This window comes from Rhodococcus sp. 14-2483-1-1 (assembly GCF_002259335.1).
Classification (GTDB): domain Bacteria; phylum Actinomycetota; class Actinomycetes; order Mycobacteriales; family Mycobacteriaceae; genus Rhodococcoides.
Genome location: NZ_NPFX01000005.1, coordinates 98315 through 118395, shown reverse-complemented (window position 1 = coordinate 118395; position 20081 = coordinate 98315). Strand labels below are relative to the sequence as shown.

The window sequence follows — 20081 nt, the reverse complement described above, 5'->3', positions numbered from 1 at the left end:
GGGTGGGGGATCAGCCGAAGGGGATCTGGCCGAGAACGATGCCGACGGCCAGCATGGCGAGGGAGACGACCACCGCTCGCCACAGCACCTTCTTGTGGTGATCGGCCAACGACACTCCGGCGAGGGTGACCAGCAGCAGGATGGCCGGAACCAGCGGACTCTGCAGGTGGACGGGCTGGCCGGTGATCGAGGCTCGTGCCATCTCGACCGGGTCGATGCCGTATTTACTCGCGGTCTCGGTCAGGACCGGCAGGATGCCGAAGTAGAAGGCGTCGTTGGTCATGAAGAACGTCAGCGGGATGCTGAGGATTCCGGTGATGACGGCCAGGTACGGGCCCATGCCGGACGGGATGACGTTGAGCAGCCATTCGGCCATGGCCTCGACCATGCCGGTGCCCTGGAAGACGCCGGTGAGGATTGCCGCGGCGAGCACCATGGCGACCACCGAGACGATGGAGGACGAGTGCCGTGCGATCGCGTCGCCCTGCTCCTTGACCTTGGGGAAGTTGACCGTCAGGGCGATGGAGGCAGCGATCATGAACAGAACCGGAATCGGCAGGATGTCCATGACGAGGATGACGAGCAGGATGACCGTCAGAGCAGCGTTGAACCACAGCAGCTTCGGGCGCAGGGTGTCGCGATTGGGATCGAGGCCGTCGAAGAACTGACCCGACTCGCCCTCGTCCGATCCACCGGTTCCTGCTCCGCCGCCGCCCTTGCCGCCCTTGCGAAGACTTCCGCCGCCGGAGGCGACCAGCTCGGGCTCGTAGATCAACTTGCCGATGCGGCGACGCTCCATGATGCCCAGGTGGACGGCGAACAGCAGCACGATGATCAGGCCGACGATCATGGACGGAACCATCGGGACGAAGACGTCGGAGGGTGAGATTCCGAGAGCGGATGCGGCGCGAACCGTCGGGCCACCCCACGGGATGATGTTCATCGTGCCGTTGGCAAGGCCGGCGACCACAGTCAGAATCACCGGACTGACACCGAGTTTGAGGTACAGCGGTAGGAGCGCGGAGGTGACGATGATGAATGTCGTCGAGCCGTCACCGTCGAGCGAGACGACCATGGCCAGGATGGCCGTTCCCACAACCAGTTTCATCGGGTCGTTGCGCACGACGCGCAGGATGCCGCGCACCAGTGGGTCGAACAGTCCGACGTCGATCATGATTCCGAAGAAGATGATGGCGAAGAACAGCAGGGCCGCGGTGGGGGCCAGGGACTTGATGCCGTCGGTGATCATGTCACCGATGCCGAGTCCGGCACCGGCCAGCAGGCCGAAGATGACGGGAACGAGGGTGAGCGCGACGACGGGCGTGGCTCTCTTGGTCAAGATCAAGAACATGAAGGCGGCTACCATGAGGAAGCCGAGTATCACCAACATCGTGCACTCCTTCTCGAAATGTGTGAGGTGGGTCCGGTTGGACTACGTGTTGTGACTGAAGTTACGTAACCGGCATCACATGTTCGCCGTTGTGCGCACTACCCGCGCAAGCAACGTAAAGAGCCTTTTGCGCATTGTGCTCGAGCAGCTCGCGCTCTAGCCTTGGCACGTGCGATTGAGGACTCAAGTGCTGTTGCTGCAGGCTGCGTTGGTTGCGGTGGCGCTGGCAGTGGCCTTCGGGGTGTTCGCGATCAGCAGCGGTGAGCAGGCAAGTGAGGAGTACGGCGAGCGGGCACTCGCGGTCGCGCGCACGGTGGCGTCGGATCCGCAGGTGCGTTCGCTCGTCGAGCAGTTCTCGGCCGCGGACACCGCAGGTACCGATGCTGCGCCGGCCGGGGTGTTGGCCGGCGGCGCACTGCAGCGGGCGGGCGAAAGTGCGCGGGAACGCACCGATGCCCTGTTCGTCGTGATCACCGACGATCGGGGCCTGCGTTTGGCGCACCCCGATCCGACCGTCCTGGGGCAACGGGTGAGCACCGATCCGTCGGGTGCGTTGGCCGGCAACGAGGTGGTCGAGCAGGAGCGCGGCACGCTGGGTGACTCCGTTCGCGCCAAAGTTCCTGTGCTGGCGCTCGGTTCGACCGACGTGGTGATCGGCGAAGTGAGTGTCGGCATCTCCACGACGGCCGTGCGCACCGAACTGGTGAAAGATCTGATCAACGGCGCGCTGGTGACCGGAGCGGTGCTGCTGTTGGGTGTGCTCGGCTCGATCCTGTTGGCGCGCAGATGGAAGCGGCTGACCCTCGGGCTCGAACCGGAAGAATTGGCCGAGCTCGTGCGTGAGCAGGAGGCGGTGCTGCACGGGATCGGCGAAGGCGTGGTGGCCATCGACCCCGACGGCGTGGTCACGGTGGTCAACGACGAGGCGCGCACGCTGCTGTCGATCGACGGCAAGCCCGGGATGCGTGTCGAGGACATCGGTCTGACGCCCAGATTGCTCGAGGTCATCGAATCGCCGACGGCGGAACCGGTACTGGCGGCTGTGAACGAGGTCGTGGTGATCGCGGCTGCTCGAAAGGTGCTGCGCGACAATCGAGATCTCGGTACGGTGCTGACCGTGCGCGACCGAACCGATGTGGAGGCGCTGACCCGTCAGCTCGACGCGGTGCAGTCGATGTCTGCCGTGCTGCGCGCGCAACGGCACGAGTTCGCGAACCGAATGCATCTGGTCAGTGGACTGCTGCACGAGGGCCATCCGGACCGCGCGTCTGAGTACATCGACGAGATTCTGGGTGTGGGACCGAGATCGGAAGCAGTCGAGGGAATCGATGCCGTGTCCGATGCATATCTGCGTTCTTTCCTCACCGCCAAGGCCGCGCACGCCCGTGAGAGTGGTGTGCGCCTGGTGCTGGGGGAGAACACCTGGGTCGGCGGCGAATTGGTCGGACCGGTGGATGTCACCACCGTGCTCGGCAATCTGATCGACAATGCGATCGATGCGGCCCGGCTCGGGGCGCGTCGACCTGCCGAGGTGGAAGTGGAACTGGTGCAGGAAGATTCGACCCTGCACATCGTCGTCGTCGATTCGGGTGACGGCGTCGCGTTGACACCCGAGCAGGTGTTCGTCGAGGGCGTCTCGACCAAATCGACAGCGGATACCCCCGGTGGTCGAGGTGTGGGACTGGCATTGAGCAGACAGATCGCGCGTACCCGTGGCGGCGATGTGACATTGGCCGATGTCGGTGGGCAGATCACGGCAGACAACGACCGTGGCGGCGCGGTGTTCATCGCCACGATTGCCGACGCACTACTGATTCAGGAAGTGACACAATGAGAGTTCTCGTCGTCGACGACGACTTCAGGGTCGCAGATCTGCATGCGGCACTGGTGAATTCGCTCGACAACTACGAGGTGGCCGCGGTGGCGACCAGTATCGCCCAGGCGCGTGAGCTGCTGACGGCACAGTCGTTCGACCTCGCTCTGGTCGACGTGTACCTGCCCGACGGGTCCGGTATCGACCTGGTCCGCGAACTCCCGTGCGACGCGGTGGTGCTCTCGGCCGCGGCGGATCAGCAGACGGTCCGCTCGGCGATGACCGCGGGCGCGTGGACGTATCTGATCAAACCGTTCCCGCGCTCGGCGTTGGTCGACCGGCTCACCGGATACCTGAATTACCGCGGCGCTCTGGATCGTTCGGAGGAACTGACCCAGGCGGACATCGATGGAGGACTCGACGCCCTGCGCCCTCGTGCTGCGGCACCGGTGCCGACCTCGCAGTCGGTCACCCGTGATCTGGTGCTCGACGCGGTGCGCGGTACGGCCGAGCCGATGTCTGCCGGCGAAGTCGCTGCTGCAATCGGAATTTCGCGAGCGACCGCGCAACGCTATCTGGCCACCCTGGTCTCCAAAGGACGGTTGCGGATGCAGCTGCGCTACGGGTCGACCGGGAGGCCGGAGCAGGAGTACTCGTCAGCGCCGGGTGCGTGAGAACGCCACCACCACGGCCCCGAGAACCGATATCGCGGCAGTCACCAGGGCTGCTGTGTTCCAGCCCGTCGTCAATGCCGCTGCGCTGTGATTGCTTGCCGGAACAGCCACCACCGCAACCACGGTGACGCCGACCGCGGACCCGACGTAGCGTGCAGTGTTGTTCGCTCCGCTGCCCATTCCGCCGCGGCCGGCGGGGACGCTTGCCACCGCCTCGCGACCGAGAGCGGCATTGAGTACCCCGCTGGCAATACCTGCTACGAGCAGTCCGGGCAGTAGTCGGGGCCAGGATGCGTTGTCGGACAACCCCGACACCATCACCATTCCTATCGCTACGCCCACCAAACCGACCGCGAGTTGCGTCCGACCGCTCACCGATGCAGGGAGCCTGCGGGCCAACAGAGCGGTGACGACCGACGTCCCGGACCATCCGAACAGCAGCAGGGCTGCCCCGAGAGCATCGATTCCCAATGCGGTGCCGACGAATCCGGGCATGTACGACATCAACGCGATGATCCCGCCGCCGGTGGCGAGTGCCGCGACCGTCGCTGCGAGAAAGGGCGGGTGCCGGAAGAGGGTGAGATCCAGCATCGCCGTCGCACTGCGTAATTCGAGGAACGTGAAGGCGGCCAGCAGTAGTGCGGCGAGGACGAAGAGAACGATGGGAGTGACGGCGGTCCAGCCCTGCCTGCCCTCCACCAACGCGGCCAGCAACGAGGCTATGCCGGTTGCCAACAGCAGCGCGCCGACCGGATCGAGCCCGCGCGGGGCGTCGGACCTGGATTCTTCGACGAGTAGGTGCGCGGCGACGGCGAGTGCGACCGTGGCGACGGCGAGAACCACATAGGCCTCGCGCCAGCTCGCCCAGCGATCGAGTAGGGCGGCCAGCAACGGGCCGAGAGCAATGCCGGCACCGACGCTTGCGCCCCAGACTCCGCTCGCTTTTGCGCGCACGGGACCGGCGGGGTGAGTGTGGGCGATGATGCCCAGGCTCGATGCGATGACCGCGGCACCGCCGAGGCCCTGAAGGATGCGGGCCAGTACGAAAATCAACGTGTTCGGAGACACGGCACTGATCAGCGTGCCGACGGCCAATACCGCGGCCCCGAGTGCGAAGGTGCGGCGACGGCCGAAGTCGTCGGCGACAGTCCCGGTGGTGAGCAGTGCGGCGGCGAGACCGATGCTCATCGAGCTGAGAATCCAGGTACGCCCCGCTGCGTCGGACATCAGATCTGCCGCGGTGCTGTTGATCGTCGCGAGCGGGGCGGTGAAGGCCATCAGGGTCAGCAGGGTGCCGAGGGCTGCGATGGAGAGCGCTCGGGTGCTGTTCGTCGTGCTGGTGGGCGAGAGTGCACTGTCGGTCATTGTCGTCCTTTTGGTCTGGTGATCGAACTGTAAACGCCCAACTTGGTTCGGTCAACAGACTGTACGATTACCTCATGGCACTCGGAATCGACTACGCCCGCCAGGACTGTTCCCTGGCCCGTGCTCTGGAACTGGTCGGCGAGCGCTGGACCATGCTCATCGTGCGTGACTGTTTCTTCGGCGTCCGACGCTTCGGCGATTTCCAGGTCCACCTCGACATTTCCAAGGCGGTTCTCGCCCAACGCCTCGGCGCGCTGGTCGATGCGGGGCTGCTCGAACGGCAAGCCCGAGCCCTCGACGGCGGACACGACGACTACGTCCCGACGCCCGCCCTCGAGCGACTGTGGCCTGCCGTCTTCGCCCTGAGCTACTGGGGTGAGGAACAGACCGCGAAACCCGCAGGGAGGCGTCGACGATTCCTGCACGCGGACTGCGGAACCGACCTCGGGCAACTGGGTATGTGCCCCGAATGCGGGGTGGCGCCCGAGCCCCGCGACATCGACACCGACATCGGGCCCGGGTACGACCCCGACACGCGATCCGACGAGGTGTCGATGCAGCTGCGGACGCGTCGACGCTTGCTCACGCCCCTGCGGTGAGCGAGGTGCGTCAGTTCGGGACGTGAGCCTCGTGGCCGAGGTTGCGCAACGCCGCTCGTAGTTTGTGTGCGGCCTCGTCCTGAGATTCGGCCGACGGATTCGGGTCGGCACCGGAGATGTCGAAGTTGCCCATGTCGTAGGCCGGGAACACGTGCAGGTGCAGGTGCGGTACTTCGAGCCCGGCGATGAGTAGGCCCGCTCGGGGAGCGTCGAACGCAGTCCTGACGGCCTGACCGATGATCTGTGCGACGGCGGTGATCTTGGCGAACGCGGCACCGTCGACGTCCTGCCACTGGTCGATCTCCGCACGTGGAACCACCAGTGTGTGGCCCTGCGTGACCGGCGCAATCGTCAGAAACGCGACCACGTCGTCGTCCTGCCAGACGAAACGTCCCGGAATCTCGCCGGCGATGATCTTGCTGAAAATGGAAGCCATGGGAACAGGATGCACTACCGGGTTCGGGTGGGTAGAGCTCCGCTCCTGCATCTCCCAGCCAATTGCCAGGTCCATCGCAGGGCGATGCAAGGTCCGGGCTCGATTCTGGTCCACATGACAACGAATTCCCTCGCACGAGCAGCAGGCCAGCGGCCCGGCTCGAACGCCACTGCCACTCTCGAGGTGGTCATTCCGGTCTACAACGAAGAAGCCGATCTCGAACAGTGCATTCGTCGTCTGCACGAGCACCTCGAGGACCGAATCCCGTTCCGGTCCTCGATCACGATCGCCGACAATGCCAGCACCGACGGAACGCTCGCCGTCGCGCATCGACTCGCCGACGAGATCGACGGAGTCCAGGTTCATCATCTGGACGAGAAGGGACGCGGCCGGGCACTCAAAGCCGTGTGGCTGGCCTCGGACGCCGATGTCGTGGCCTACATGGACGTCGATCTCTCGACCGACCTCAACGCCCTGATGCCGCTCATCGCACCCCTGATGTCCGGTCACTCGGACCTCGCCATCGGGTCGCGGCTGAACCGATCGTCTCGGGTGGTCCGCGGAGCCAAGCGTGAATTCATCTCGCGCAGTTACAATCTCATTCTCCGCACCTCGCTGCGCGCGCGCTTCTCGGACGCGCAGTGCGGCTTCAAGGCCATGCGTACCGATGTCGCGCAGAAGTTGCTCCCGCTGGTCGAAGACACCGGCTGGTTCTTCGACACAGAATTGCTGGTCATCGCAGAAAAAGTGGGCCTGCGTATTCACGAGGTGCCCGTCGACTGGGTCGACGACCCGAACAGCAGCGTCAACATCGTCGACACCGCCGTCAAGGACCTGCAGGGGTGCTGGCGCGTCGGCCGCGCCCTTGCCACCGGAGTACTGCCTGTCGCCGAACTACGTCGAAGCCTGGGACGGGAGCCGCTCGTGCCCGGTGTACCGCACGGAATGATCAGCCAGATGGTGCGATTCGGCATCATCGGCGTTGCCAGTACCGTCGCCTATGCACTGCTGTACCTCATGCTGCACTCGTTGATCGGGGCACAGGCAGCGAACTTCTTCGGGCTGCTGATCACCGCGGTGCTCAACACGGCGGCAAACCGTGCGTTCACCTTCGGGGTCCGCGGATCGGACGGTGCGGGCAAGCATCAACTGCAAGGACTGGCGATCTTCGGATTCGCTCTCCTCGTCACCAGCGGATCGCTTGCGGTGCTGCACGCCTGGGTTCCCGATGTGTCACGGCACGTCGAACTCGCCGTCCTGATCGTCGCCAATCTTGTTGCCACGGTCTGCCGATTCGTCGCACTGCGGTGGGTCTTCCGTAGCTCGTTGGACGCAGGCTCGGAGTCCGCCCGTTCGGAGAAGAGCCTGTGACGACGACGATCGAGCGGCCGTCCGCGGCCGAATCGTCCGCGCCCGCGGCCACCCCGCGGTGGGAACTGATCGGGCTGGTGGCACTACTTTTCGGCACCGGCGTTGCCTATATCTGGGGACTCGGCGCGTCGGGTTGGGCCAACTCCTTCTATTCGGCCGCGATTCAGGCGGGTTCGGTGTCGTGGAAGGCCTTCTTCTTCGGGTCCTCCGACGCCGCGAACTCGATCACCGTCGACAAGCCGCCGATGTCGCTGTGGTTGATGTCGTTGTCGGTGCGCATCTTCGGGCTCAACACGTGGGCGATGCTGGTGCCGCAGGCTCTTCTCGGGGTCGCCTCGGTGGCACTGCTCCGCGCCACCGTCAAGAGACGCTTCGGCGGAGCGGCCGGTCTGCTCGCAGGCTTGGTGCTGGCCGTGACTCCGGTTGCCGCATTGATGTTCCGTTTCAACAATCCCGACGCGCTGCTCGTGCTGCTGATGATCGCATCGGTCTGGGCGCTGCTGCGAGGCGTCGAGACCGGAAAGACCAAGTGGCTGTTGATCACCGGCATGTTCGTCGGATTCGGCTTCCTCACCAAGCAGCTCCAGGTGATGCTTGTCGTGCCGCCGCTGGCGTTGACCTACCTGATCGCCGGGCCGCCGAAGTTTCTCACCCGATTGCTGCAACTGTTCGGTGCACTGGGCGCGATGATCGTCTCGGCCGGATGGTGGATTCTGATCGTGGAATTCTGGCCGGCGTCGTCCCGGCCGTGGGTCGGCGGTTCGCAGAACAATTCGATCCTCGAACTCACGCTCGGCTACAACGGATTCGGCCGTCTCAGTGGTGACGAGACCGGAAGTGTCACCCCCGGCCGCGGCGGTATGGGCGGCGACATGGCCGGTGGAATGGCCGGGGGCATGCCCGGCGGAATCTGGGGAGAAACCGGCATCTTCCGCATGTTCGACGCCTCCCAGGGCGGCCAGATCGCCTGGCTCATCCCGGCCGCGCTGATTCTGCTGGTTGTCGGACTCGTGTTGCGCGGCAGAGCACCTCGAACCGACGGGCAACGCGCGTCGCTGATCGTCTGGGGTTCCTGGCTGCTCGTCACCGGGCTGACGTTCAGCTTCATGGCCGGAATCTTCCACGCGTACTACACCGTTGCGCTCGCACCCGCCGTTGCCGCGCTGATCGGCATCGGCAGCGTCCTGCTGTGGCGGCAACGCGATACGTACTGGGTACGCGTTGCGATGGCCGTCGCGGTGGCGTCGACCGTGGCGATGGCGTGGGTGTTGCTGCGTCGCAGTGAGAGTTTTGTGCCGTGGTTGAAGTGGGCGATTCTCGTCGTCGGAATTCTGGCGGCGGTGGCTCTGCTGATTCCGGCGCTGACGCGAGGGAGGGTGGCAGCTGCGTCGATCCTGGCGGTGATGTTCGCCGGACTCGCCGGGCCGACGGCCTACGCGGTCGACACGATCAATACTCCGCACACCGGTGCCATCGTCTCGGCCGGTCCGAACACCGGTATGCGCGGATTCGGCGGTATGGGCGAAGGTCGGGGCGGCCCGGGCGGAATGCCCGGCGGTATGCAGTTGCCTGCCGGGGTTCAGTTGCCTGCCGGAATGCAACCGCCTGCGGGTTTCCCGGGTCAGGCGGGGGCTGCCGGCGGCGACGGCGGGGCCGAGATGGGCGGAACGGCTCGGGGTATGGGCGGCGGTATGGGTGGTCTGCTCGAAGGCAGTGCACCGACCGCGGCGATCACCGAGATGCTCGAGCAGGACGCCGACTCGTACACCTGGGTGGCAGCGGCGATCGGAGCCAACACCGCGGCCGGCTATCAACTGGCCACCGAGGATCCGGTCATGCCCGTCGGCGGATTCAACGGCACCGACCCCTCGCCGACTCTCGCCCAGTTCCAGCAGTACGTCGCCGATGGACAGATCCACTACTTCATCGGAGGCGGCGGTATGCCGGGAATGGCCTCGGGTACCTCGGCCGAGATCTCGGCGTGGGTCACCGAGAACTTCACCGCGACCACGGTCGACAACGTGACGTTCTACGACCTGACGCAGTAACACCGAACCATCACGAAAGAGCCCCGCACCCTGACAGGTGCGGGGCGCTTTCGCGCCGAGCAGATAGTCTGATGCACTGTGCGCGTACTAGTCATAGGTTCCGGTGCTCGTGAGCACGCCCTCCTACTTGCGTTGAAGGCCGATCCGTCGGTCGAGAAGCTCTTCGTGGCTCCCGGCAACGCAGGCACCGCGAAGCTCGCCGAGCAGCACGCGGTCGACGTGGCCTCCGGCGAGGCGGTGACCGCGCTGGCGAAGAAACTCGACGCCGATCTTGTGGTCATCGGACCCGAGGTGCCCTTGGTTCTCGGGGTCGCCGACGCGCTCCGCGAGGCAGGCATCGCCGCGTTCGGCCCCTCCGCCGACGCCGCGCGCATCGAGGGGTCCAAGGCCTTCGCCAAGGACGTGATGGCAGCAGCCGGTGTCCGCACCGCGCACAGCGAAATAGTCGACTCGCCCGCTTTGCTGGACGGCGCTCTCGACCGCTTCGGTCCGCACTGGGTGGTCAAGGACGACGGTCTGGCCGCGGGCAAAGGCGTCGTCGTCACCACCGATCGCCTCATCGCCCGCGATCACGCTGCCGAGCTCCTCGAGAACGGTCACCCGGTGCTGCTGGAATCGTTCCTCGACGGTCCCGAGGTCTCCCTCTTCTGCCTCGTCGACGGCGAGAGTGTGGTGCCGCTGCTGCCCGCGCAGGACCACAAACGCGTCGGCGACGGAGACACCGGGCCCAACACCGGCGGCATGGGTGCGTACACCCCGTTGCCGTGGTTGCCCGAGGGCGCGGTGGAGCAGATCGTGCGCGATGTGGTGAAACCCGTTGCCGCCGAGATGGTGAAGCGCGGCGTGCCGTTCTCCGGACTGCTGTACGCCGGTCTGGCGATGGGTGCCGACGGCCCGGCCGTCGTCGAATTCAACTGCCGCTTCGGTGATCCCGAGACCCAGGCGGTGCTGGCGTTGCTCGATTCACCTCTCGGTGAGGTGCTGAACGCGACGGCAACCGGCACTCTCGCGTCGCTGCCGCCGCTGCGCTGGAAGGACGGCGCAGCCGTCACCGTCGTCATCGCCGCCGAGAACTACCCCGGTCGCCCCCGGATCGGTGACGAGATCCTCGGCTCCGACGGCGCTGGCGTCCTGCACGCAGGCACTGCGATCAAGGACGGAGTCGTGGTCTCTGCGGGCGGACGCGTGTTGAGCGTGGTCGGCACCGGATTCGACCTCACCGCCGCCCGCGACGACGCCTACTCCCGAATTGCTGGAATCCGCTTGCCGGGCAGTCACTTCCGCACCGACATCGGACTGGCTGCAGTGGAGGGTCGCATCTCGCTGTAGGTGACCTGGGTGACTCGCAGGTGCGCTGAGTGTCCACAATTTCGCCTACCACACGGGATCCCGTGTGCCGGCCGAAAAAGTGGACACTTACGTCAGCTGTCCACAGGTAGCAGCGTTATCCACATTTCTCGAATCGCCCGCCCACGAGTGGATTTCCGACGCCAGGCTGTAGTCCATGGGGGTATACACGAGGCAGCAGCTGTTGGACACCGGCGTCAGCGAGGGCGCAATTGCGTATCGGACGAGAGCCGGCACACTGACCAGGCTGCTTCCGAGCATCTACTGCACCGGCGAACCGACGTACCGGGACCGGTGCGTCGCCGCTACGCTCTGGCAACCGCACGCAGTGCTGAGCCATCTCGCTGCGGCGTGGTGGTGGAATTTGCTCGAGCACGAACCCGATCACGTGGACATCACAGTTCCTCGCACGTCGAGAACTCGCGGTCCGAAGTGGCTGCGGGCGTACCGACGCAGTCTCACCGAGTCGAGCTTCGCGGACGGTCTGCCGGTCGTGACCATCGAGCAGTCCATCGTCGACGTCGCTGTGTCGCTGACCCGGCCTGAATTAGAGCAGTTCTTCGACTCTGCGCTGAGCCGCGCGGTGAGCTGGCGCGGGGTCGCGAGGCAATGCGAGAAGTCGGCCGGGATGGCCGGTATCACCGAGGTGAGAAAGCAGCTGCGACTGTGTTGCCCGCGCACTCTGTCCGAACCCGAACGCTTGGTGGCTCGGGCACTCACGGCGGCGGGCTACTTCCTCGAGATCAACGCGGAGGTGGGGCCCTACTACGCGGATCTGATGGACCGTCGCGCTCGGGTGATCGTCGAAATCGATGGACGTGAATTCCACAGCGCACCGGGTGTGTTCACCAACGACCGCGTGCGCCAGAATGCTCTGCAACTCGACGGCTGGCTGGTGTTGCGCTATTCGGCGGCGATGGTGCTGACCGACCTGGATTATGTGGTGCGGCAGATCGTCGACACCGTACGACGTCGCCGGAAGGCACTGACGTGAGTGTCCACAATTTGTGCTGTCAGACGGGATCCCGTGGCTGCCGCGAAATAATGGACACTCAGTGCACCTGCGACGGGCGAATCGACGTCAGTAGTGTCGATCGAATGCATAGTGAATCGCAGCGATCGAAGGTCGAGCCGTTTCATGTGATGGATGTGTTCGCGGCAGCGGCCGAGCGGGCACGCACTCACGGCGATGTACTCTCGCTTGCCGCAGGTCAGCCGTCCACCCGGGCACCCGGACCCGTGTTGCGCGCCACCCGGGAGGCCCTGGATGCGCATCTGCTCGGATATACCGAGACGCTCGGGATTCTGCCACTGCGCCGGGCAATCGCCGAGTACCACAGCGCGCGGTACGGCATCACGGTCGACGCCGACGACGTGGTGATCACCACCGGGTCGTCGGGCGCGTTCACTCTGCTGTTCCTCGCTGCGTTCGACGCAGGGGATACCGTCGTCATGGCCAGGCCTGGGTATCCGGCCTATCGAAACACGTTGGCGGCGTTGGGCTGCCGGGTTGTCGAACTGGACTGCGTGGAAGAGACGCGGTTCCAACCGACCGTCGCGATGCTCGAGGAACTGCCCGAGCCGCCCGCCGGGTTGATCATCGCCAGCCCGGCCAATCCCACCGGCACGATCATCGACGCGGATGAGCTGGCCGCGATTGCGCGCTGGTGCGACGAGCACGGCACTCTGCTGATCTCGGACGAGATCTACCACGGCATCTCCTACGGCAATGCGCGTACGTCCAGCGCGTGGGAGACCTCGAAAGAGTCCGTCGCGATCGGATCGGTATCGAAGTACTTCTCGATGACGGGTTGGCGGTTGGGTTGGATGTTGCTGCCGACTCGATTGCGCAGGGCCGTCGAGCGATTGGCATCGAACATGACGGTCTGCCCGCCGGCGATCTCACAGGTTGCGGCCATTGCGGCGTTCACCGAGGAATCTCGTATCGAGTTGGATTCGCACGTCGAGCGCTACGCCGTCAATCGCCGAGTCCTACTCGACGGTGTGCCGGCCCTGGGCATCACCGATCTCGCACCGGCCGACGGTGCGTTCTACGTGTACGCCGATATCGCACACCTCACCGACGACTCGCGGAGTTGGTGTGCGCGTGTCCTTTCCGAGACCGGGGTCGCGCTGGCACCGGGCGTGGATTTCGACACCGTCCGCGGCAACCACACGGTGCGGTTCTCGTTCGCAGGCACCACCTCGGACGTCGAAGAAGCGTTGGAGCGACTACGTCGCATGTGAGCGTTTCCTCGTAGCAGGCTACGAGGCAGGAGTGGAGCCTGCGGAACAACAGGAAGGCCCTGCGCTCACATGCGACGCAGCCGCTCCAGCACCTCGTCGATGTCTGCGGAGTCGACGTCTCGGTGGGTCACGAAGCGCACCTTGCCCGCGACGGTTACTGCGGCGATACCCAATTCGGCCAGCTCCGCCACCGTCTGCACGGGGTCTGTGACCGATGCGAGCACGATGTTCGTCTCCGGCTCCGGCACGTCCCAGCCCTGCTCCCGCAGTCCACGGGCGAGGGTCGCTGCGTTGGCGTGGTCCGTGGCCAGATCACCGATTCGATCCAGCGCAACGAGCCCTGCCGCAGCCAGAACGCCACCCTGACGAACCCCGCCGCCCAACATCTTCCGGACGCGCCGGGCCTCGTGGATTCGTGCGGCGTCGGATACCAACATCGAGCCGACGGGCGCTCCGAGGCCCTTGCTCAGGCACACCTGTACCGTGTCCGCGCCTGCAGTCAACGACGCGATCGGAACATCAAGGGCCACTGCGGCATTCCACAGTCGCGCACCGTCCAGGTGGATCTTCAGACCCGAGTCGCGTGCGGCACCGACGAGTTCGGACCATTCGTCCGGTCCGAACACGGTACCGCCGGCGAAGTTGTGGGTGTTCTCGAGTGAGAGCAACGTGGTCCGCAGCGCGAAGTACGGCCCTGCGCCGCCTGCCTTGGCGCGCACGGTCGACGCGAGGGGACGGCCGGGGCCTGCGTCGTGGGGGAGGGCGTCGGGCATCCCGCCTGCCAACCACGCCGCGGTGCCGAGCTCGGATCCCAGCACATGCGCATGCTCGGGTGCCAGGAATCGATCGCCGCGCTGCAGATGCAGCATCAGCGCAATGATGTTGCCCATCGACCCCGACGGCACCCACAGTGCCGACTCGAATCCGAGCATGCCTGCGACTGCCTCTTCCAGTGCCGCCATCGTGGGGTCGTGATCGAGGACGTCGTCGCCCACTTCGGCGTCTGCCATGGCTTTTCGCATCACCGAATCGGGCCGGGTGATGGTGTCGGAGCGGAGGTCGATCGTTCGATGTGCCACGACCACTGACAATTCCATAGCGCCAAAGCAGTCCGACGAACGGCCTCGAGCTGGCACGATGACTTGAATGTCCGCAGGTCCGACCGAGTCGCAACACAAGGTGTCGGGTGCGACTCCGAAGGGGGTGCGCCGCCGCCAGGCATTGGCGTCGGCCGCTGCGGACCTCCTCGTCGAGGGTGGCTTCGACGCGGTTCGGCACCGATCCGTGGCCGCGCGAGCCGGGCTTCCGCTGGCGTCGACCACCTACTATTTCGAGTCCCTCGGAGACTTGGTTGCTGCGGCAGTCGACGTCGTCGGAACCCGCGAGATCGACGTCATGCGCGGTCGCATCGAGGACGAGGGCAAGTGCTCGAACGAAATGGAATCGACGGTCGACCTCATCGTCGATCTGCTCATCGGGCCACAGGACGGCCACGAGCAACTGATCGCACGATACGAGCGCTTCATCGCGTCGGCCCGGCATCCCGAACTGCGGGAAGTGCAACTGCGGCTGCGTGCTCAGATCGACGACCTGCTCACCGATGTGCTGCGTCGGTCGGGCCGAACCGTGCAGGAAGAGCAGCTACGACGACTCGTGGCGGTGGTCGACGGAGCAGTGGTGGGCGCGCTCAGCGAAGTGGACCCCGATCCTCGTGAAATGGCGCGAAGCATGCTGTTGGCCGTCATCGACATCGTGGCACCGGCGGAACAGGTGCCTGCCGATTAACAGCGCCACGTAAGCTGGACGCTCGTGAGCATCCCGAATGTCCTGGCCACCCGTTACGCGAGTCCCGAACTGGTGGAGCTGTGGTCGCCGGAGCACAAGATCGCCCTGGAACGCCAGTTGTGGATCGCCGTGCTGCGCGCGCAGTCCTCCCTCGGAGTCGACGTACCCAACGCTGCGATCGACGACTACGAAGCCGTCGTCGACCAGGTGGACCTCGCGTCGATCGCCGAGCGTGAGCGGGTCACCCGACACGACGTCAAGGCTCGGATCGAGGAGTTCAACGCCCTCGCCGGCCACGAGCACATTCACAAGGGCCTCACCAGTCGCGACCTCACCGAGAACGTCGAGCAGCTGCAGATCCTCCGCTCGCTCGAACACGTGCACGCGCACGGAGTCGCGGTTGCCAAGCGGCTGGCCGAACGCGCTGCCGAGTACTCCTCGCTCGTCATGGCCGGTCGCAGTCATAATGTTGCGGCTCAGGCCACGACTCTGGGCAAGCGTTTCGCCTCCGCAGCCGACGAGCTGTTGCTGGCCCTGGCCCGGGTTCAGGAACTGATCGCTCGCTACCCACTGCGCGGGATCAAGGGCCCGATGGGCACCTCGCAAGACATGCTCGATCTCTTCGGCGGCGATTCCGCCAAGCTCGTCGCACTCGAGCGCATCGTCGCCGATCACCTCGGTTTCCGGCACACGCTCACCAGCGTCGGCCAGGTCTATCCCCGCTCGCTCGATCACGAGGTCGTCTCCGCGTTGGTCCAGATCGGTGCCGGGCCGTCGTCGTTCGCGCACACCGTCCGACTGATGGCAGGCCACGAACTCGTGACCGAGGGGTTCCAGCCGGGGCAGGTCGGCTCGTCGGCGATGCCGCACAAGATGAACACGCGCTCGTGCGAGCGCGTCAACGGCCTGCAGGTGGTACTGCGCGGTTACGGATCGATGGCCGCCGAACTCGCCGGTGCACAGTGGAACGAGGGTGACGTCTTCTGTTCGGTCGTGCGCCGCGTCGCCCTGCCCGACGCCTTCTTCGCCATCGACGGTCTCATCGAGACCTTCCTGACCGTGCTCGACGAATTCGGTGCCTACCCGGCCGTCATCGCCAAGGAACTCGACCGATACCTGCCGTTCCTCGCGACGACGAAGGTGCTCATGGCAGCCGTGCGCGCGGGCGTCGGCCGCGAGACCGCGCACGAGGCGATCAAGGAACACGCCGTCGCCGTCGCACTGGCGATGCGTGAGCAGGGGCAAGAACCCGACTTGCTCGACCGACTGGCCGCCGACGATCGACTCCCACTCGATCGGGCTGCCCTCGATGCTGCATTGGCAGACAAGACCGCTTTCATCGGTGCGGCCGACGCCCAGGTCAGTGCTGTCGTCTCGGCCGTGGAGCGGTTGATCGCGAAGTTCCCGGGCGGAGCGTCCTACAGCCCGTCGCCGATTCTCTAGTCAGGACAGGACGTCGGGGAGGTCGGCGACGGAGTCGATCACGTGGTCGGGCTCCATCGCGAACTCGTCCGTGATGCGGCGGTCCAGGACATCCTGACGGAACTTCCCGGTGCGCACCAGCACCCCCGTCATGCCGACGACCTGGGCGGCGAGAACGTCGTTGTCCAGGTCGTCGCCGACCATCACGACGTCGTCCGGGTCGACGCCCATCCGGTCGGATGCCGTCCGGAAGCCCAGCGGAGCCGGCTTCCCGATGGCCTTCGCGGTATGGCCCGACGCTTGTTCCATTCCGGCCAGATACATGCCGGTGTCGATGCGCAGACCGGCTCCTGTGCTCCACATCAACGACCGATGCATCGCGACGACGGGTATGCCGCGGCACAGCCAGTCGTAGACGCGACTGAGACGTTCATGGGTGAACTCCGGCCCGGCACCGCCGACAACCACGACGTCGGGATCCTCGGACGTCTCGTCGACGAATTCGATTCCCGGCATGTCGCCGGCGATCTCACCGTTGTTGATCAGCACCACCCGCGCGTCCGGATAGTTCTCACGTAGATGATCCGCGGTGAGCGACGCGGCCGTGACGATCTCGTCGGAATGGACGTCCAGCCCGACATCGCGCAGCGCTCCGGCGATCTGTTCGCGCGTCTTCGAAGTCGTATTGGTCAAGAACGCACGGGCGATGTCCCTGCTGTCGAGAAACTTCAACGTCTCCGCGGCCCCGGGCACCGCTTGCCACGACGTCACCAGGACGCCGTCGATGTCGAAAAGAACCCCGCCGATACCCATCGGCAAACAGTAGTCGGGTTACCGAACGCCTGCAGCCTCAGTCATGTCGTCCACGTAGGGTCGAGCGCGTCCGATGCAGGCAGTGAGGAGCCGGCCGATGGATGCACAACATGTCGAGCGTCGCGCCCGCCATACGGCTGCGAGCGCACTCCTGTCGTCGATGAGTGACCGAGAACTTGCGCGGGCGGTGGCGACGGCTACTCCGCTCGGAACAGGAATCGGCGGTCGCTCGATGGAGATGGACGTCGACGGCGACCGAGTCTTCGTCAAACGTATCCCGTTGACCGACTTCGAGATGATGCCGCAGAACAGGTTCTCGACTGCGAACCTTTTCGGGCTCCCGACGTTCTATCAATACGGGGTGGGGTCATCCGGTTTCGGTGCCTGGCGCGAACTCGCCGCTCACACGATGACCACCGAGTGGGTGCTCGACGGGAAATTTCCTGGATTCCCGTCGATGTATCACTGGCGCATTCTCCCGGACTCGGCCCCCGAAGGATTCGTCGACGAGTTCGGGGGCTTGGAACGCGCGGTGACCTACTGGGAGGGGTCGCCCGCAATACGGAGTCGGTTGGAGGCCATCGGCACCTGCAAGCACAGTGTGGTGGTGTTCCTCGAACACATACCGCACACTTTGGGTGAATGGATTGCCCAGCAGCGCAACGGTTCCGACGGCGATGCGCTCTTCCTGTGGGCCGAGAACGCACTCGCGCGGACCACCGAATTCACGAGTGCGCACGGTTTCGTGCATTTCGATGCGCACTTCGCCAACATCTTGACCGACGGGCGACAACTCTATCTTGCAGATTTCGGACTCGCCTCGAGCTCGACCTTCGACCTGTCCACGCACGAGTCCACGTTTCTCTACCGACACCTGTCGTACGACCGTGTCTACACCGCCGGTCAGCTGCTCCGGACCCTGATCGCCGACCAATTCAGTGAAAGCGAACGCGAAGCTTTACCGCAGAGCTGGATCGGGGGAGTGCGGCCCGAGGGCATATCGCCGGCAATCGAAGCATTCGTCGATCGTCACATCCGCCCGACAACCGTGCTGAATTCCTTTCACCGCAGCCTTGTCGACAACACCAAACTGACGCCGTTCCCCAGGGCAGAGATCGACGGGGACTGAGCACCCTAGAGTCGGTAACTGTGAACCCATACACAATTTTCGCCGAGATCATCGCCGGGACGGCCGAGTCCTCTCGCGTCCACGAGGACGAGACAGTGGTCGCGTTCATGGACATTCGGCCGCTCACCAGCGGGCACGTACTCGTGGTGCCCCGGGAGCAGTTCCGGACCCTGGCGGAGTTGCCGCCGGAAGTCGGTGCCCACCTGTTCGTCGTGGGCCAGAAAGTGGCCGCCGCTGTGCGCGCGAGCAATCCACGCGTCGCCGGCGTCAACCTGTTCCTCGCCGACGGCACGGTGGCAGGCCAGGAAATCTTCCATGTGCATCTGCACGTCATCCCGCGCATGATCGGCGACGGCTTCGGTCTCCGTGCTCGCCCGTCGTCCCCGCAGCGATCCGAACTCGACCGACTGGCGACCGAGATCGCAGCTGCCCTGTAGTGATCACGACCGAACGGAACGGGACCACCGGCAGATGTGCCGATGGTCCCGTGCCCGATACGACTACTCGGCAGTGACCTTCTGTGCCTTGGACAGTGCGTCCGCGTAGACGTTGATCGTGTTGGTGTAGCGGCTGTAGCTCTTGTTGGCGCCGTAGTCCCACAGCACCATCTGTTGCTTGTCGACGGCGGCGATGGTGTCGAAACCGGGGTAGCGGCTCGGAATGTCGGCAAGCTTCACATCAGCTGCGTTGGCAACGTCGTGGTAGACGAATGCGACATCGGCATCGACACTCGACACGTTCTCCCAGGACACCTTCTTCCAGTATCCGTCGTCGGTGCCGTCGGGGGTGTACATCTTCAAGCCCCAGCTTTCGTAGTCGCTGAAGTCCGGATCCGCAGACGGATCGAGGACGTACGCGACATCGAGGGGCCAGACTCCGACTCCGGTGAGGTCCTGGCGTTCGGAGGCAACCTTCTTGAAGTTGTCGACGGCAGCGTCGTAGTCGGCCTTGATGTCTGCCAGTTGCGGGGTGTCGAGGTCGACGCCGAGCGAGGACGCGAGTTCGGCATAGTTCTCGATGGTCTTCGCGGTCGATGTCGTGTCCAAGGTGACCCCGAGGGTCGGAGCGAGCTGATCGATCGTGTCGGCCTTGGACGAGTCGGCCGTGGTGGTCAGCTTGCCGAATTGGCCGAATCGTGGGTTGAACTCACCGATGACCAGATCCGGTTCGAGACTGGCGGCTTTCTCGAAATCGAATGTGCCCCAGCTCTCGCCGACCGATTCGATGCCGGTGAGATCGGAGCAGCTCAAAATGGGGCTGGTGCTCATCGGAGTGGTCGACCAGATGGCGATGGGCTTGATTCCGTACGACATCAGCGCTGCGGCGGATTCCTCGTCGGCGATGATCTTGGTCGGTTGTGAATCGAGCGAAATGGTCCGTCCGCGGCCGTCGGTGTACGTGAACGGTCCTGACGCTCGGTCGACTGAGTCGACGCGGTCGTTCTCGCTGCACGCGGCTGGGTTCGCGTTCAGGTCGACGACCTGGCTGCCGGCGTCGTCGGTGTCGGTGGTGCCGCTGCTGCACGCTGCAGCAGCGAGAAGCACGAGAACCGCGATACCTCCTGTGAGGGCGCGGGGTGCGGATCCGAATCTGCTCGAAGTGTGGGCTCGGGAGTCGATCATGTGTCTGCTTTCGTAGTCGA

The 20081-nt window shown here is 65.1% G+C and carries 18 protein-coding genes; 12 read left to right on the top strand and 6 right to left on the bottom strand.

Going from position 1 to position 20081, the window contains the following annotated elements:
• Positions 1 to 10: 10 nt before the first annotated feature.
• The gene (locus tag CH294_RS04060; protein ID WP_032405726.1) at positions 11 to 1390 is read right to left on the bottom strand and encodes a CitMHS family transporter; all 1380 of its coding nucleotides are present in this window, start codon (positions 1388 to 1390) and stop codon (positions 11 to 13) included.
• A 169-nt stretch (positions 1391 to 1559) separates the two neighbouring features.
• On the opposite strand from CH294_RS04060, the gene CH294_RS04055 reads away from it, so the two are divergent.
• Both CH294_RS04055 and CH294_RS04050 read left to right on the top strand, forming a co-directional pair.
• Positions 1560 to 3224, top strand: a complete 1665-nt coding sequence (locus CH294_RS04055) for a sensor histidine kinase (protein WP_032405727.1) — start codon at positions 1560 to 1562, stop codon at positions 3222 to 3224.
• On the top strand, positions 3221 to 3877 hold the full coding sequence (locus CH294_RS04050; protein ID WP_037153999.1) for a response regulator: 657 nt from the start codon (positions 3221 to 3223) through the stop codon (positions 3875 to 3877). Before CH294_RS04055 ends, CH294_RS04050 begins: the two co-directional genes overlap by 4 nt.
• Here CH294_RS04050 and CH294_RS04045 read toward each other — a convergent pair.
• Positions 3860 to 5242 (bottom strand): MFS transporter, encoded by a 1383-nt coding sequence (locus tag CH294_RS04045; protein ID WP_094608481.1) that lies wholly within the window; start codon positions 5240 to 5242, stop codon positions 3860 to 3862. The genes CH294_RS04050 and CH294_RS04045 overlap by 18 nt on opposite strands.
• 74 nt (positions 5243 to 5316) lie before the next feature.
• On the opposite strand from CH294_RS04045, the gene CH294_RS04040 reads away from it, so the two are divergent.
• The gene (locus tag CH294_RS04040) at positions 5317 to 5841 is read left to right on the top strand and encodes a helix-turn-helix domain-containing protein (protein WP_037153993.1); all 525 of its coding nucleotides are present in this window, start codon (positions 5317 to 5319) and stop codon (positions 5839 to 5841) included.
• Positions 5842 to 5851: 10 nt separating this feature from the next.
• Here the strand turns inward: CH294_RS04040 and CH294_RS04035 are convergent, their stop codons facing one another.
• A complete protein-coding gene (locus CH294_RS04035) occupies positions 5852 to 6277 on the bottom strand; it encodes an HIT family protein (RefSeq protein WP_037153990.1) in 426 nt (141 codons plus the stop codon).
• A gap of 114 nt (positions 6278 to 6391) precedes the next feature.
• Between CH294_RS04035 and CH294_RS04030 the strand changes: the two genes are divergently transcribed.
• From CH294_RS04030 to CH294_RS04010, 5 genes are all read left to right on the top strand, one after another.
• Positions 6392 to 7648: a bifunctional glycosyltransferase family 2/GtrA family protein gene (locus tag CH294_RS04030; RefSeq protein WP_032405732.1), complete on the top strand. Its 1257-nt coding sequence runs from the start codon at positions 6392 to 6394 to the stop codon at positions 7646 to 7648.
• Positions 7645 to 9696 carry a glycosyltransferase family 39 protein gene (locus CH294_RS04025; RefSeq protein ID WP_094737072.1) on the top strand — a complete coding sequence of 684 codons (2052 nt, stop codon included), beginning with the start codon at positions 7645 to 7647 and terminating at the stop codon, positions 9694 to 9696. The genes CH294_RS04030 and CH294_RS04025 overlap by 4 nt, the downstream gene beginning before the upstream one ends.
• 78 nt (positions 9697 to 9774) lie before the next feature.
• Complete coding sequence (purD, locus tag CH294_RS04020) at positions 9775 to 11025, top strand: phosphoribosylamine--glycine ligase (protein WP_037153985.1); 1251 nt, start codon at positions 9775 to 9777, stop codon at positions 11023 to 11025.
• Between the two features lie 175 nt (positions 11026 to 11200).
• On the top strand, positions 11201 to 12037 hold the full coding sequence (locus CH294_RS04015) for a DUF559 domain-containing protein (protein WP_094737071.1): 837 nt from the start codon (positions 11201 to 11203) through the stop codon (positions 12035 to 12037).
• A 104-nt stretch (positions 12038 to 12141) separates the two neighbouring features.
• Complete coding sequence (locus CH294_RS04010) at positions 12142 to 13290, top strand: pyridoxal phosphate-dependent aminotransferase (protein ID WP_094737070.1); 1149 nt, start codon at positions 12142 to 12144, stop codon at positions 13288 to 13290.
• Positions 13291 to 13355: 65 nt separating this feature from the next.
• Here the strand turns inward: CH294_RS04010 and CH294_RS04005 are convergent, their stop codons facing one another.
• The gene (locus CH294_RS04005; protein WP_094737069.1) at positions 13356 to 14387 is read right to left on the bottom strand and encodes a GntG family PLP-dependent aldolase; all 1032 of its coding nucleotides are present in this window, start codon (positions 14385 to 14387) and stop codon (positions 13356 to 13358) included.
• Positions 14388 to 14436: 49 nt separating this feature from the next.
• Between CH294_RS04005 and CH294_RS04000 the strand changes: the two genes are divergently transcribed.
• Entirely contained in the window at positions 14437 to 15075 is a 639-nt protein-coding gene (locus CH294_RS04000) for a TetR family transcriptional regulator C-terminal domain-containing protein (protein WP_052065041.1), read from the top strand.
• A 24-nt stretch (positions 15076 to 15099) separates the two neighbouring features.
• Positions 15100 to 16518, top strand: a complete 1419-nt coding sequence (gene purB, locus CH294_RS03995) for an adenylosuccinate lyase (protein ID WP_094737068.1) — start codon at positions 15100 to 15102, stop codon at positions 16516 to 16518.
• Here the strand turns inward: purB and CH294_RS03990 are convergent, their stop codons facing one another.
• Complete coding sequence (locus CH294_RS03990) at positions 16519 to 17310, bottom strand: HAD-IIA family hydrolase (protein ID WP_037153978.1); 792 nt, start codon at positions 17308 to 17310, stop codon at positions 16519 to 16521.
• 97 nt (positions 17311 to 17407) lie between these two features.
• On the opposite strand from CH294_RS03990, the gene CH294_RS03985 reads away from it, so the two are divergent.
• Both CH294_RS03985 and CH294_RS03980 read left to right on the top strand, forming a co-directional pair.
• Complete coding sequence (locus CH294_RS03985; protein WP_094737067.1) at positions 17408 to 18439, top strand: serine/threonine-protein kinase; 1032 nt, start codon at positions 17408 to 17410, stop codon at positions 18437 to 18439.
• A 20-nt stretch (positions 18440 to 18459) separates the two neighbouring features.
• Entirely contained in the window at positions 18460 to 18876 is a 417-nt protein-coding gene (locus CH294_RS03980; protein ID WP_032405741.1) for an HIT domain-containing protein, read from the top strand.
• A 63-nt stretch (positions 18877 to 18939) separates the two neighbouring features.
• On the opposite strand, the gene CH294_RS03975 is transcribed toward CH294_RS03980, so the two are convergent.
• Positions 18940 to 20061 (bottom strand): ABC transporter substrate-binding protein, encoded by a 1122-nt coding sequence (locus tag CH294_RS03975; RefSeq protein WP_170944578.1) that lies wholly within the window; start codon positions 20059 to 20061, stop codon positions 18940 to 18942.
• Between the last annotated feature and the right edge of the window lie 20 nt (positions 20062 to 20081).